Annotated in this window: 10 protein-coding genes; 1 reads left to right on the plus strand and 9 read right to left on the minus strand. The window is 34.8% G+C overall.

Going from position 1 to position 13,056, the window contains the following annotated elements; genetic code table 11:
• Position 1: 1 nt before the first annotated feature.
• Positions 2-1,261: a Y-family DNA polymerase gene (locus BUC29_RS19930; protein WP_073418152.1), complete on the minus strand. Its 1,260-nt coding sequence runs from the start codon at positions 1,259-1,261 to the stop codon at positions 2-4.
• Positions 1,262-1,417: 156 nt separating this feature from the next.
• Positions 1,418-1,867: a LexA family protein gene (locus tag BUC29_RS19935; protein WP_084538691.1), complete on the minus strand. Its 450-nt coding sequence runs from the start codon at positions 1,865-1,867 to the stop codon at positions 1,418-1,420.
• 98 nt (positions 1,868-1,965) lie between these two features.
• Here BUC29_RS19935 and BUC29_RS19940 point away from each other — a divergent pair, with 98 nt between their 5' ends.
• A complete protein-coding gene (locus tag BUC29_RS19940) occupies positions 1,966-2,739 on the plus strand; it encodes an XRE family transcriptional regulator (protein WP_073418154.1) in 774 nt (257 codons plus the stop codon).
• A 120-nt stretch (positions 2,740-2,859) separates the two neighbouring features.
• On the opposite strand, the gene BUC29_RS19945 is transcribed toward BUC29_RS19940, so the two are convergent.
• The 7 genes from BUC29_RS19945 to kdpA form a co-directional block, all read right to left on the minus strand.
• Entirely contained in the window at positions 2,860-3,621 is a 762-nt protein-coding gene (locus BUC29_RS19945) for a phosphatase PAP2 family protein (protein WP_073418156.1), read from the minus strand.
• Positions 3,622-3,771: 150 nt separating this feature from the next.
• Complete coding sequence (locus BUC29_RS19950) at positions 3,772-5,487, minus strand: sensor histidine kinase (protein WP_073418158.1); 1,716 nt, start codon at positions 5,485-5,487, stop codon at positions 3,772-3,774.
• A gap of 239 nt (positions 5,488-5,726) precedes the next feature.
• Positions 5,727-6,854 carry a sensor protein KdpD gene (locus tag BUC29_RS19955; protein ID WP_073418160.1) on the minus strand — a complete coding sequence of 376 codons (1,128 nt, stop codon included), beginning with the start codon at positions 6,852-6,854 and terminating at the stop codon, positions 5,727-5,729.
• A gap of 158 nt (positions 6,855-7,012) precedes the next feature.
• Positions 7,013-8,089 carry a porin gene (locus BUC29_RS19960; RefSeq protein ID WP_073418162.1) on the minus strand — a complete coding sequence of 359 codons (1,077 nt, stop codon included), beginning with the start codon at positions 8,087-8,089 and terminating at the stop codon, positions 7,013-7,015.
• A gap of 347 nt (positions 8,090-8,436) precedes the next feature.
• The gene (locus BUC29_RS19965) at positions 8,437-8,988 is read right to left on the minus strand and encodes a K(+)-transporting ATPase subunit C (protein WP_073418164.1); all 552 of its coding nucleotides are present in this window, start codon (positions 8,986-8,988) and stop codon (positions 8,437-8,439) included.
• Positions 8,989-9,082: 94 nt separating this feature from the next.
• Positions 9,083-11,140, minus strand: a complete 2,058-nt coding sequence (kdpB, locus tag BUC29_RS19970; protein WP_073418166.1) for a potassium-transporting ATPase subunit KdpB — start codon at positions 11,138-11,140, stop codon at positions 9,083-9,085.
• 171 nt (positions 11,141-11,311) lie between these two features.
• Positions 11,312-13,033 (minus strand): potassium-transporting ATPase subunit KdpA, encoded by a 1,722-nt coding sequence (gene kdpA / locus BUC29_RS19975; RefSeq protein ID WP_073418168.1) that lies wholly within the window; start codon positions 13,031-13,033, stop codon positions 11,312-11,314.
• Positions 13,034-13,056 lie beyond the last annotated feature (23 nt).

A 13,056-nucleotide genomic window follows, 5' to 3' on the forward strand; every position in this document is an offset into this window, starting at 1 on the left:
ATTAAACTTTAACCGTAATAACATCCTTGAGTGAAGTAGAAAACTTAGGTGATAATCTATTCTGTCTCATTTTCCATTGTCGTCCTAAAGACTGTACGCCGAATTTAATTTTATTATTGCCATAACTTTTGTTCATTTCATCAATTACCTTCATTAAAGGCTGATGTTTTGGATTTGAAGTTTGGAATAAATTAAGCTGAGTTTCACTATTTGGCGTTAAGCCCATTACAATTACACCGGCTTTTTTATAACGATACCCTTTTTTAAAAATAGCTTTAAATCCTTTTTGTGCGGCTTCATTAAGCTCTATTGTCGAATTGGTTGGAAAATCAGTAGTAACGGTAATACTTCGGGAATAATGTGACTCTTCATTTTTTAAAAAACTAGTTTGTATAAAAACAGTTACCATATTGCAATGACAATTCTGACGCCTTAATTTTTCGGCACAAGAAGCTGTAAAAGTGCTGATACGTTCTGAGATTTCTTCATAAGTTGTATATCTTTTTTCAAAAGATCTTGTTGTAGCAATCATTTTTCGCTCTACAGCTTCTTCTAACTCTAAAGTTGGTTTTCCTTCTAATTCATGTTTTAGCCGTAGCCCGACTACAGACATTTCTTTTCTTACCCAGGCATCCGGAAGCTCGGTAAATTGATAAGCTGTGTTGATTTTTTTTGCTTTGAGTCGTTTGGCATGTTTTCTCCCAATTCCCCAAACGTCTTCAATTTTTGACCATTTTAGAGCTTTAATTCTTTTTTCTTCAGAGTCTATACAATAAACGCCTTGCGTTCTATCTGCAAATTTTCGAGCAATTTTATTTGCCATTTTAGCCAAAGCTTTCGTGGGTGCAAAACCTATGCTTACAGGAATCCCGGTTCCTTGTGTCACTTCTTTTCGCATTTTTAAGCCAAACTCATTCATATTAAATAAATCGTAACCTGAAAATTTTAGGAAAGCTTCATCAATACTGTAAATTTCAATTTCTGAAGTATAAGTTCTAAGCAGATTCATTACCCGATTACTCATGTCACCATAAAGCGGATAATTTGAAGAATACACAAAAATGTTCTTTTCCTTAAAAATAGATTCATACTTAAACGCGGGAATAGCCATTGGTATTCCCAGAGCTTTAGCTTCATCAGAGCGCGAAATAACACAGCCGTCATTATTAGAAAGGATAACAACAGGTTTTCCTCTTAAATGCGGTTCAAATACTCTTTGACAAGAAGCATAAAAATTATTACAATCAACTAAAGCAAACATTTTTAAATGTGTTTTTTATTTCTATTTTAAATCTTTTTGGGAATCATTTTTAAACACATAGAAACTAGTTTCTTTTAGTATTCTTTTTACACATTTAAAATTTATGTTTCTATGTGTTAAATCAATTTTCACGAATTATATCACTAATAAGTTATTTTAAAAAGTTTTAATACAATGAATCACAATTCCCCAAATCACAAAATTATTTTCAGGGGTTACTTTTATAGGCTGATAATCTTCATTTTCGGCAATAAGCCAAATAATGTCTTTTTCAATTTTGATGCGTTTTACGGTAAATTCACCATCAATCTGGCAAACGGCAATTTTATTATTTTGAGGTTCAAGACTTTTATCTATAATCAATAAATCACCATCATTAATACCGACATTTTTCATAGAATGTCCTTTTACTCTCGCAAAATAGGTGGTGTATTGATGTTTAATTAATTCTTTGTTGAGATCAATCGATAGTTCGATAAAATCATCAGCCGGTGAAGGAAAACCTGCACTTATACCAACATCAAAAAAAGGTAGTCTAACTTCCGAATTTAAATTTGGAATGTAGAGTTCTATTGATTTTGTGGTATTTATATTGTTCAATTTCATAATCACTTCAAAAAAAATGTCTTTTTGTGTATTACAAAATTAGTACAGATAATAACATTTTTATTATATTTGCTGTTCCAAATTATAACAAATTTATTATGTCCTTATTTTCAGACAACATCAGAGCATTAAGGGTTAAGCATAAAATATCACAGGAGAAATTAGCTGAAAACCTGATGATTACCCGAGGAAGATACGTAAAATACGAAGATGGAACTTCAGAAGCACCGTATGATATTTTAAAGAAAATTGCCTTGTTTTTTCACACGAGTATCGATTTGTTATTATCGGTTGATATTCGAAAAATAAACATCGAAAATTTGATAAAACTCGAAGGAAATCGACTTATACTTCCTATTCAGGTTGATAATTTTGGTGAAAACTATATCGAAATTGTTTCTCAAAAAGCAAAAGCCGGATATTTAAACGGTTATGCCGATCCCGAATATATTGAAAACCTGCAAAAAGTTTCGCTTCCGTTTTTAGGACCGGGAAAACACCGCGGATTTCCAGTTGAAGGCGATTCGATGCCGCCACATGAAGATGGTTGTATTATTATTGGGCGTTATGTAGAAAGTTTAGGGCAGGTAATGGATGGGAAAACCTATATTCTGATTACTAAAAATGAAGGAATGGTTTATAAACGTCTTAATAAAAATAAAAAGAATGCTTTGATTTTAGAATCAGATAATAGTTTTTATCCGAATTATGAAGTGAAAGCATCTGATATTTTAGAGATTTGGGAATACGAATGTAACATTGGCCGTTCGGATAAAAAACAGGAAACGACCGAAACGGGTGCAATGAAAGATTTGCTTTTAGAATTGAAAAGAGAAGTTCGAGAGATTAAAAATAATACTTCGAATACATAATTTTTTTTCCACCGCGAATTCACGAATTATTTCAAATAAAAATTCGTGAATTCGTGGCTAATAAATTTATACAAAGCCATTCCAAAATCTTTTTAATCAGGGAATCTGTGGCTTAAAAAACTAAAATACCTTAGCAAATCCTAATCCGTATTGCTTTCCATTATAAAAAGGCATTATCATAGAAGTTGATTTATTTTCAGAATCTGACTTGAATAACTTTTTAGTGATGTATGGATTGATCCAATAGGCAATTTTTGTACTTAAAATTCCGATTCCCGCTCCAGCCGCAACATCTGTCAGCCAGTGACGATTATTGTAAATTCTGAAAAGTCCGGTTCCTGTTGCAACGGCATAACCCGCAATTCCGTACCAAATCGATTTGTCTTTATATTCTTGATATAAAAATTCGGCTCCAGCAAAAGCAGTTGCAGTATGTCCAGAAGGGAAGGAGTTGTTTGAACTTCCATCAGGCCTTTCTTCATGTACAATAGATTTTAAGCTCAAAACAGTCGTTGCCATAATAATATACGAAGTTGCAAATATGACCGAACGATCACGCATATTATTTTTCCCTTCTACGCCAAAAGCATTCAAAGCATAAACAGATGCTGCAGGTGCGTATTGAGAGAAGTCATCAATTGTGATTTTTTCGTCAATGTCTTCTTTAACTTCTGCTCTTATCTGGCGATTGAAGCTTAAAAGTTGATCATTTCCAATTCCAATTACGCCGTACCCAATCAAAACCGACGGAATAATTAGCTGTTTGTAATTGAATTTCAAATTATTTGACGTGCTGTCAATTTTTGCAATAGAATCATTTTGCTGCGCGTTTGCAGAAAAGAATCCGAATAAAAATACAAGGAAAATCGTTTTGTGGAACATTGTTTTTGTAGTTATATTTTGCAATAGTAACGAATGTTTAAAACAGATATTTTGTACTTAATTGAACCTTAAGTGAATATTAATTAAAGACAAAATTCAATTATAAATATATTATATTTTTTTAAATTTTATAAGAATTATTTTATTTTTTTAAATTTTTAATGTAAACCAAAACGTACTTCCCAATCCTAAATTGCTTTCTACACCAACGCTTCCGTTTTGAGCTTCAATAAACTCTTTGCTAATCGCTAACCCCAATCCAGTTCCAGATTTCTGACTTCCCGGAATCTGAAAATATTTATCAAAAACTTTGTCTTTATAACGTGCATCAATTCCTTTTCCAGTATCTATAACCTGAAAAACCATTTGACTATTTTCTTCTTTTAGTTTAATAAGAATCGTACTTTTTTCAGATGAATATCTAATGGCATTTGATAAATAATTAATCAAAACCCAGCCCGTTTTTTCAGCATCGGCTTTTACATTTTTGAGATTTTCATCGGCATCAACAACTAACTGAATCTGTTTTTGATCTGCCTGAACTTTTACAGCTTCTACAGCATATTTTACAATTTCGTGCGGATTGCTTTTGCCAATATTCAGTTGAATATTTCCAGTTTCCAATTGCGATAAATTGAGCAATTCGCCTGTAATTTTCAACAATCGCTGGCTATCTTCTTTTATGCTTTCAACCAATTGTTTCTGATCGTCGTTCATATCGCCCGTTTTTCCATTTTCAAGCAATTGAAGACTTAGTTTTATAGAAGCAATCGGCGTTTTTAATTCGTGCGAAACGGTAGCAATGAAATTGGTTTTGGCAAAATCCAATTCTTTAAAAAGCGTAATATTTCGCAGAATAATGACATCACCAATATTGATTTCCTTTTCTTCGCCCGTTGGCGTTATAGTTATGCTATGAATTTCTTTTTCAAAATAACTTTCTTTTCCGTGCGCAAAAATTTTGAGAGGCTGTTTTTTTGGAGTTTCACTTTCTTTCAGAATCAAAGAACGAATTAAATCATTAGAAATTGCCAATTCAGATGCTGGTTTTCCAATAATATCTTCCGATTTTAGACCGATAATTTTCAGTGCTTCATCATTCACAAACAAAACAATCCCTTCGTTGTCCAAACCAATAATTGGATCATTCATGTTATTAATCAAGGTTTCCAGTCGTTTCTTTTCAAAAAGAAGTTTATAAACATTGCTGTCATGATATTCTTCGAGCTTTTGCGCCATAGTATTGAACGATTTTGCAAGATCTCCAAATTCGCTGTGGCTGGTAAAATGAACGCGTTCGGAATAATTTTTATTGGCAATTTGCTTAATGCTCAGCGTTAATTCCTTAATTGGGTTGGCAATATTATTTGGAAGATTAACCAATAAATTAAAAGCAATCAGAAAACATAAGCTTCCTACAATGGCAATCGATAAATTAGCCGTTTCAGCCGATTTTTTGGCAATGTCGCTTTTCTGTTTTATGGCATCTAGATTCAGTTTCATAATTGCAAAAATATCCTGACGGATTTGCGATTTTACTTTTTCATCGGCATTGTTTTTAGCTAAAAGAGCAAAACTCGTTTTTAGTTTTTCGGTAGCTTGTTTTTCGCCTGGTTCTGTAATATTTCGGTTTTGCTTTTCGAGATTTTCCTCAAAATCCTGAATCGTTTCTTTTGAACCCGATTTCATTTCGTCTAAAGCCAAAATCATATTTCTGGAATATTCCAGCGTATTGTAATTGGATTTCAAAATATTTTCAGTGTCCTGCTTAATCAGAAAAACAGAATAAGCACTCACTAACGAGAGAATGATGATCATTAAAAATAACAATCCAACACCCAGATTCAATTTGGTTTTAATTCTCATTTTATAAAAAAATTAATTTTTTTTTGAATCATATAAGTTATATAAGAAAATGTTAGTTTTTTTAACCGCAAAGAGCGCTAAGGTTCGCAAAGCACGCAAAGATTGGGTAAAAACTTTGCGACCTTGCGACTTTGCGAGCAAAAACTCTAGCGAACTTTGCGAACCTTTGCGCTCTTTGCGGTTAAATTAAGCAGCCTCGTTTAAATAAACTTATATAACTTATATGGTTTAAAAATTTTTCACGACAGAATAACAAGATCTACATTTGATAAAGACAATTTGTTTAGCAGACGTCTGAAAATTGTTGTAGACAAAATTACTTTAAACAAATTAAAATGCGGTTTTCCAATGCACACAGTTGTAATTTGTTTTTCTTCTACCGTTGTCAAAATAGCATTTGTAATATTTGAGTTTTCCAATTTAATAACCTCTGCGCCTAATTGTACAGCGAGTTTAAAGTTATTAATTAAATGTCTTTGTTTGTCAAGTGCGATTCTTGTACTGCTTTCTTTAGGAGTTTCTACATACAAAACATACCATGAGCCGTTGTAATAACTTGCCAACCGAGCCGCTTTTCTAATAATTATTTTCGCAGTTTTTTCATTACTGCTAATGCAGGCCAACAGTTTTTCATGTCGTAAAGCATGTAAATTTGGGACTTCGCTTTCTACTTTTCGCACAACCTGACTTGCGACTTCTTTCAAAGCCAATTCACGCAATTGCAGAATCTGTTCCGATTTAAAAAAATTAGCCAAAGCAGTCGGAATTTTATCTGACGTATAAATTTTTCCTTCTTTTAAACGCGCAATTAAATCCTCTGAAGTCAAATCGATATTTACAACCTCATCCGCCAATCTTAAAACATTATCAGGAATTCGTTCCTGAACATCAATATTCGTAATCCGTTTTACATCTTCGTTTAAACTCTCAATATGTTGAATATTCACGGCTGAAATTACATTAATTCCAGCGTCTAAAATCTCTAGAACATCCTGCCAGCGTTTTTCATTTTTGCTTCCTTCAACATTGGTATGCGCCAATTCATCAACAATAACCACTTCTGGTCTAAGGTTGATGATGGCCTGAACGTCGAGTTCTTCGAGTTCTTTTCCTTTATAAAAAATAGTCCGCCTCGGGATAATTGGTAAACCCGCCAATAACTCATGTGTTTCCTTCCGCATATGCGTTTCGATGTAGCCAATTTTAACATCGATTCCGTTTTTCAATAACGAATGCGCTTCCTGAAGCATACGAAAAGTTTTGCCCACACCGGCGCTCATCCCAATGTAGATTTTAAACTTTCCCTTTCGGGATTTCTGAATCAAGTCCAGAAAATGCTGTGCGTTGTTTTCGTTTTCTTCTTTCATGTTTTTTTGCCACGAAGGCGCTAAGTCACAAAGTTTTTATTTTTTTTTAGCCACGAATTCACGAATTTTTATTTGAATTAATTCGTGAATTCGTGGCGAATAAATTAACACAAAGAAAAATCCTTTTAATCTGCGTAATCTGTAGCAAGAATATTTTCCTAGAAACTAATTGCCAAAGAAGTTGTCACAAAGGTATTTGTATCTATTGGCAGATTATTTTTGGTGAAAATTTCATCTTTGCTTGACAGATTTCTGGCTTCAACTCTAAACATAATATTATCAGTTACTAAGTAATCAAAGTTAGCTGAAAATCCGTAAGTTTTAAATCCGTTTGGAGTTTCAGTTGCGATAATTACACCTTTCTCGTCGCTGTAATATTCTCCACGTGCTGCCAGCTGAATTTTATCTGTCGGTTTATATTGCAGAATCAAAACAGGAGAGAACCAAACATCGTATTTATCGCTTCCTTTAGCCGATTGCTGAGAACCAATATCAAAACCAGTTGTCAAATTCACTTTTTCAGCTACTTTAAATTGTCCATAAAAGTTATTGAAGTAGCGCCATTTTTTATCAGCATCTGGCTGTTCGTTTCCAATATATGTACTCCAATTCAAAACTACTCTGTCCGAAGGTTTGTATGTAACCTGCGTTCCAAAAGCAGGCGTTTGGTTTCCTTCAATTTTCTGAATTCGCTGCCAGCCGTTCAAATACATGGCTGCCAAGTACCATTTTCCAGATTCAGTAGTATAACCAATTTTAACTCCTGTTTCATAATATGGTGAGTTTTCCGCAAGAATACTTCTCGTTAAAGTTTGACAATCTTTTCCAATGGCACTTTCAAAACCAATATGCGAAGGCATAATTCCGGCATCAATCCATAAATCATGTTTTTGCGAAATCTTCACACCAACATTCGCTTCATAAACATTTTGTAGTAAATCCTGTTCAGCCGACATATTATATTGGGTATAAGTTCCCGCCATCAGCGCCAAATTTGCTCGGACATTTCCTTTCGAATAATTCACTTTTGCCAAACCTAAGTTCAGGTTTACCTCGTTGCTTTTATTATAACTGTAAAAGAAATTTGGTCGAGTATGATTCTCCGGTTTCCCAAAATCATAACTATAATAAACGTCTACATATCCAGAAAACGTAAACGGACTTTTAGATTCTTCTTGTGCATGTAAATTGCTAAAACCAAAAGCGATTAAAGCAGTAAGTATTATTTTTTTCATATGTCATTGCGAGGAACGAAGCGATCTCGTCCTCTTAATTTAAATTATTAGTAGATTTTTTAGGAGCTAATCCCGCTATCCGTTTCAATCTTTTGTGTCTCGTTTCTTTAACGAGACACAAAAGGATTTCCACTACTATCGGGGCTATGGCATTTGGGTAAAAAGGCGTTTTGTATTATAATATTTTCATATCCTAACAGGTTTCCAAAACCTGTTAGGTATTATTGTAGTTTAGTTTTTTCGATTTCAATTTTCTCCCTAGTTTAATGTAAATTCATACCTAACAGGTTTTGGAAACCTGTTAGGAGAAAAACCTTAGAATCTCAGTATCTTAGAACCTTAGAGCTTTAGCGAAGCGCATCAAGAGCCACATTCAATTCCAAAACATTCACCGTTTCAGGTCCAACAACAGCCGAATTAATTTTAGATTTTACTAAAGCTTTTACTTTAGTTTCATCTAGTTTTCTTTCTTTAGCAATACGCTTCACTTGAATCAAAGCGCCTTGCGGAGAAATATTCGGATCTAAACCACTTCCAGATGCCGTAACCATATCAGCTGGAATATCAGATTTTTTCAAATACGGATGAACCAATAAAACTGTATCAATTCTTTTTTGAACCAAAGCCAAATACTCGGCATTGCTTGGCCCTTTGTTGCTTCCGGCACTTCCAGCTGCATTGTAATCAACAGCTGATGGTCTTCCCCAGAAATAATTCGATTTGTCGAACTTTTGTCCGATTTTTTGATAACCAACTACTTTTCCTTTAACCGAAATAGTTTCTCCCTTTCCTTGATTTGGAGCAATTTGTGCGATTCCGTAGATCGCAAGAGGATAAATAACTGCAAATAAGATTAAAGTAACCGCAGTAAGTTTTAGTATAGAAAATAGATTTTTCATTTTTTTATTTTTAGAGGTTCTAAGGAGCTAAGGTTCTAAGGGACTAAGAAAAAAAACTTAGCGCCTTAGCATCTCAGAACCTTAGTAACTTTTTTTACATAAAGAGTGCAACAACTAAATCAATTATTTTTATACCGATAAACGGAACAATCAATCCGCCTAAACCATAAATCAAAAGATTTCGTTTTAGAATGGCACTTGCCCCAATCGGACGGTATTCAACACCTTTCAATGCAAGTGGAATCAAAATCGGAATGATAATCGCATTGAAAATCACAGCCGATAAAATGGCACTTTCTGGACTGTGGAGATGCATAATATTTAAACCTTGAAGCGCAGGAATCGCAGTAATAAACAGCGCAGGAACAATGGCAAAATATTTTGCAACGTCATTGGCTATTGAGAAAGTAGTCAAAGTTCCTCTAGTCATTAAAAGTTGTTTTCCAATTTCAACAATCTCAATTAACTTGGTTGGGTCATTGTCAAGATCGACCATGTTTCCAGCTTCTTTTGCAGCTTGAGTTCCGCTGTTCATGGCAACTCCAACATTCGCTTGCGCAAGGGCAGGAGCGTCGTTTGTTCCGTCTCCCATCATCGCAACCAATCTTCCTTCAGCTTGTTCTTTTCGGATATAGTTCATTTTATCCTCAGGTTTTGCTTCAGCGATAAAATCATCAACACCAGCCTTTTCAGCAATAAACTTAGCTGTAAGCGGATTATCACCCGTAACCATAACCGTTTTGATTCCCATTCGGCGTAAGCGTTCAAAACGTTCTTTCATTCCGGTTTTGATAATATCCTGAAGTTCGATTACACCTTGAATTTCGTTGTTTTTGATTACTACTAAAGGAGTTCCTCCATTAGACGAAATTGAAATTACTTGTTGTGCTGTATCTTCTGGAAAAGAATTTCCAGCTTGTTGAGCAATATTCCTTGCAGCATCTTGTGCACCTTTTCTAATATTAGTTCCGTCTTTTAATACTACTCCAGAAGTTCTGGTTTCGGCAGTAAACTTGATAGTGTGCGCAATGTCCGAAGTAGTTTGTAAAAAGCTGGCTTTCGTTTCACTTTTCACATCAATCATTTCACTTAACTCGAGAATACTTTTCCCTTCTGGCGTATCATCTGCAAGCGAACTCAAAACAGCTGATTTCACAAAGTCATCAAATGAAATTCCTTTTGTTGGATAAAAATTGGTTGCTTTTCTGTTTCCAATTGTGATTGTTCCGGTTTTATCCAAAAGCAAAACATCAATATCTCCAGCAGTTTCAACCGCTTTACCAGATTTTGTAATGACGTTGGCACGTAAAGCTCTGTCCATTCCGGCAATACCAATCGCAGAAAGCAATCCTCCAATTGTCGTTGGAATCAAACAAACGAATAATGCAATAAAAGCAGCGATTGTAATAGGAGCGTTGGCATAATCGGCAAATGGTTTTAAGGTAACGCAGACAATTACGAAGATTAATGTAAAAGCCGCTAATAAAATTGTCAAAGCAATTTCATTTGGTGTTTTCTGACGGCTTGCACCTTCAACCAAAGCAATCATCTTATCTAAAAAGCTTTCGCCAGGTTCAGAAGTTACTTTTACTTTGATTTTATCAGACAACACTTTTGTTCCTCCTGTTACAGAAGATTTGTCTCCGCCTGCTTCACGAATTACAGGAGCACTTTCTCCCGTAATCGCACTTTCGTCTATTGTTGCCAAACCTTCGATAATTTCTCCATCGGCAGCAATTAAATCGCCCGCTTCACAAATGAAAATATCGTCTTTTTTTAATGCTGAAGAACTTACATTTTTAATTTCTCCATTTGGCAGAATTTGTCTTGCAGGAGTTTCTTCTCTTGTTTTTCGTAAACTGTCAGCTTGTGCTTTTCCTCGGGCTTCGGCAATCGCTTCAGCGAAATTGGCAAACAAAAGCGTTGCAAGTAAAATTAGAAAAACAATGAAATTGTAAACAAAACTTCCCTGATCGTTTGCACCCATTAAGATCGAAATGCAAACGGCAAACATAATGGCAGTTCCGATTTCTACGGTAAACATTACCGGATTTTTAACCATCATTTTTGGATTCAGCTTCACAAAAGACTGCGCTAAGGCTTCTTTTACCTGTTTGCTTTCAAACAATGATGTAGATTTATTAGTTGTCATTTTTTTATATTATTTGGTTGACTTTTTTCTAAACACATAGAAGCATAGATTTTACTTTGAGATAAAGGCGTTTCACTTGCATGCATTCACATAGCTATGTGTGAAAACGAGTTTTCTTTTTATTCTTTTTTATAGATTTAAATTCTATGTTTCTATGTGTTTAAAAACATTTTATTTTAGTGTAAAGAATTCTGCCAAAGGCCCAAGAGCCAAAGCAGGAAAGAATGATAATGCAGCGATAATTGCGATTACAGCGAAAATCATTATTCCAAAAATTGAAGTATCGGTTTTTAAGGTTCCGGCACTTTCCGGAATGTATTTTTTATTGGCTAATAAACCTGCAATTGCCAATGGCCCAATAATTGGAATGAAACGACTTAACAATAAAACAATTCCTGTAGTGATATTCCAAAACGGATTATTATCTCCCAATCCTTCAAAACCAGAACCATTATTGGCAGCGCTCGAAGTGTATTCGTATAACATTTCAGAGAATCCGTGATTTCCAGGATTGTTTAACCATCCTGTGGCATTTCCGCTGAACCAATATCCCATTGCGGTATCATGCGCGGCAAAATAAGAAGCTAAAGCAGTTCCGGCTAAAATCAATAACGGATGAAGAATTGCAATAAAAGCAGCAATTTTTACTTCCCGAGCTTCGATTTTCTTCCCTAAAAATTCAGGAGTTCGGCCAACCATTAAACCAGAAATAAATACAGCCAGAATAATGAAAATATAAAAGTTGAGGTAACCAACACCACATCCGCCGTAAAAGGCATTGACCATCATAGCCAATAACTGCATAGTGCCAGAAACAGGCATTGCGCTATCGTGCATACTGTTTACAGATCCTGTAGAAATTACGGTTGTTGCAATGCTCCAGAAACCTGAAATGGCTGGCCCGAACCGAACTTCTTTTCCTTCCATCGCTCCGGTTGTCTGCGCAATTCCCATTTTTGCAATAGCAGGATTTCCATTTATTTCGCTCGAGATTGTCGGAATTACAAGAAGTAAAAAACCGATGGTCATGACACCAAAAATGATGTAAGCAAATTTTCGTTTATTTAGGAAAAATCCAAGTGCAAAAATCATCGCAAACGGAACAATCATTTGCGCCCAAAGTTCTACAGCATTCGTGAAATAAGTTGGATTTTCTAAAGGATGAGCAGAGTTAGCTCCGAAGAATCCACCACCGTTTGTACCGATATGTTTAATAGCAATAAAAGCTGCGGCTGGTCCTCGTGATACTTCAACGTGATCGCCTTGCAAAGTGGTTATGGCATCTTTTCCTTCAAAAGTCATTGGAGTTCCGCTGAAAACTAAAGCGATTGCTACGATTGCTGAAAGCGGTAATAAAATACGAGTACAGCTTTTAACAAAATAGTTGTAGAAATTTCCCAGTTTATCTGTGGTTCTTTCTTTCATGGCAGTAAAAACCATTACTGCAGCAGCGATTCCTACACCAGCCGAAACAAATTGTAAAAACATTAAAACTAGCTGCGATAGGTAAGAAACACCGCTTTCGCCCGAATAATGCTGTAAATCGCAATTAACTAAAAATGAAATGGCAGTATTAAAAGCCAAATCGGGTGTCATTGACGGATTATTATCTGGGTTCAAAGGTAAAGAACCCTGAAAAAGCAGAACAAAAAAGCAGAGAAAGAACCAAACCATATTGATACTCAAGAGTGCTTTTAAGTGCTGTTTCCAGTTCATTTCTTCAGCTGGATTGATTCCGCTGATTTTAAAAATAAGTTTTTCAATTGGATTGAAAATTGGGTCAAGAAGTGTTTTGTTTCCCAAGAAGACTTTAGCAATATATTTCCCTACCGGAATAGCTAAAATAATGGTAAGGATAAAAATACCTATGACACCTATTAATTCTGTGTTCATATATTTAATTTTAGATTGTTGAT

The organism is Flavobacterium defluvii, from assembly GCF_900129555.1.
GTDB lineage: Bacteria > Bacteroidota > Bacteroidia > Flavobacteriales > Flavobacteriaceae > Flavobacterium > Flavobacterium defluvii.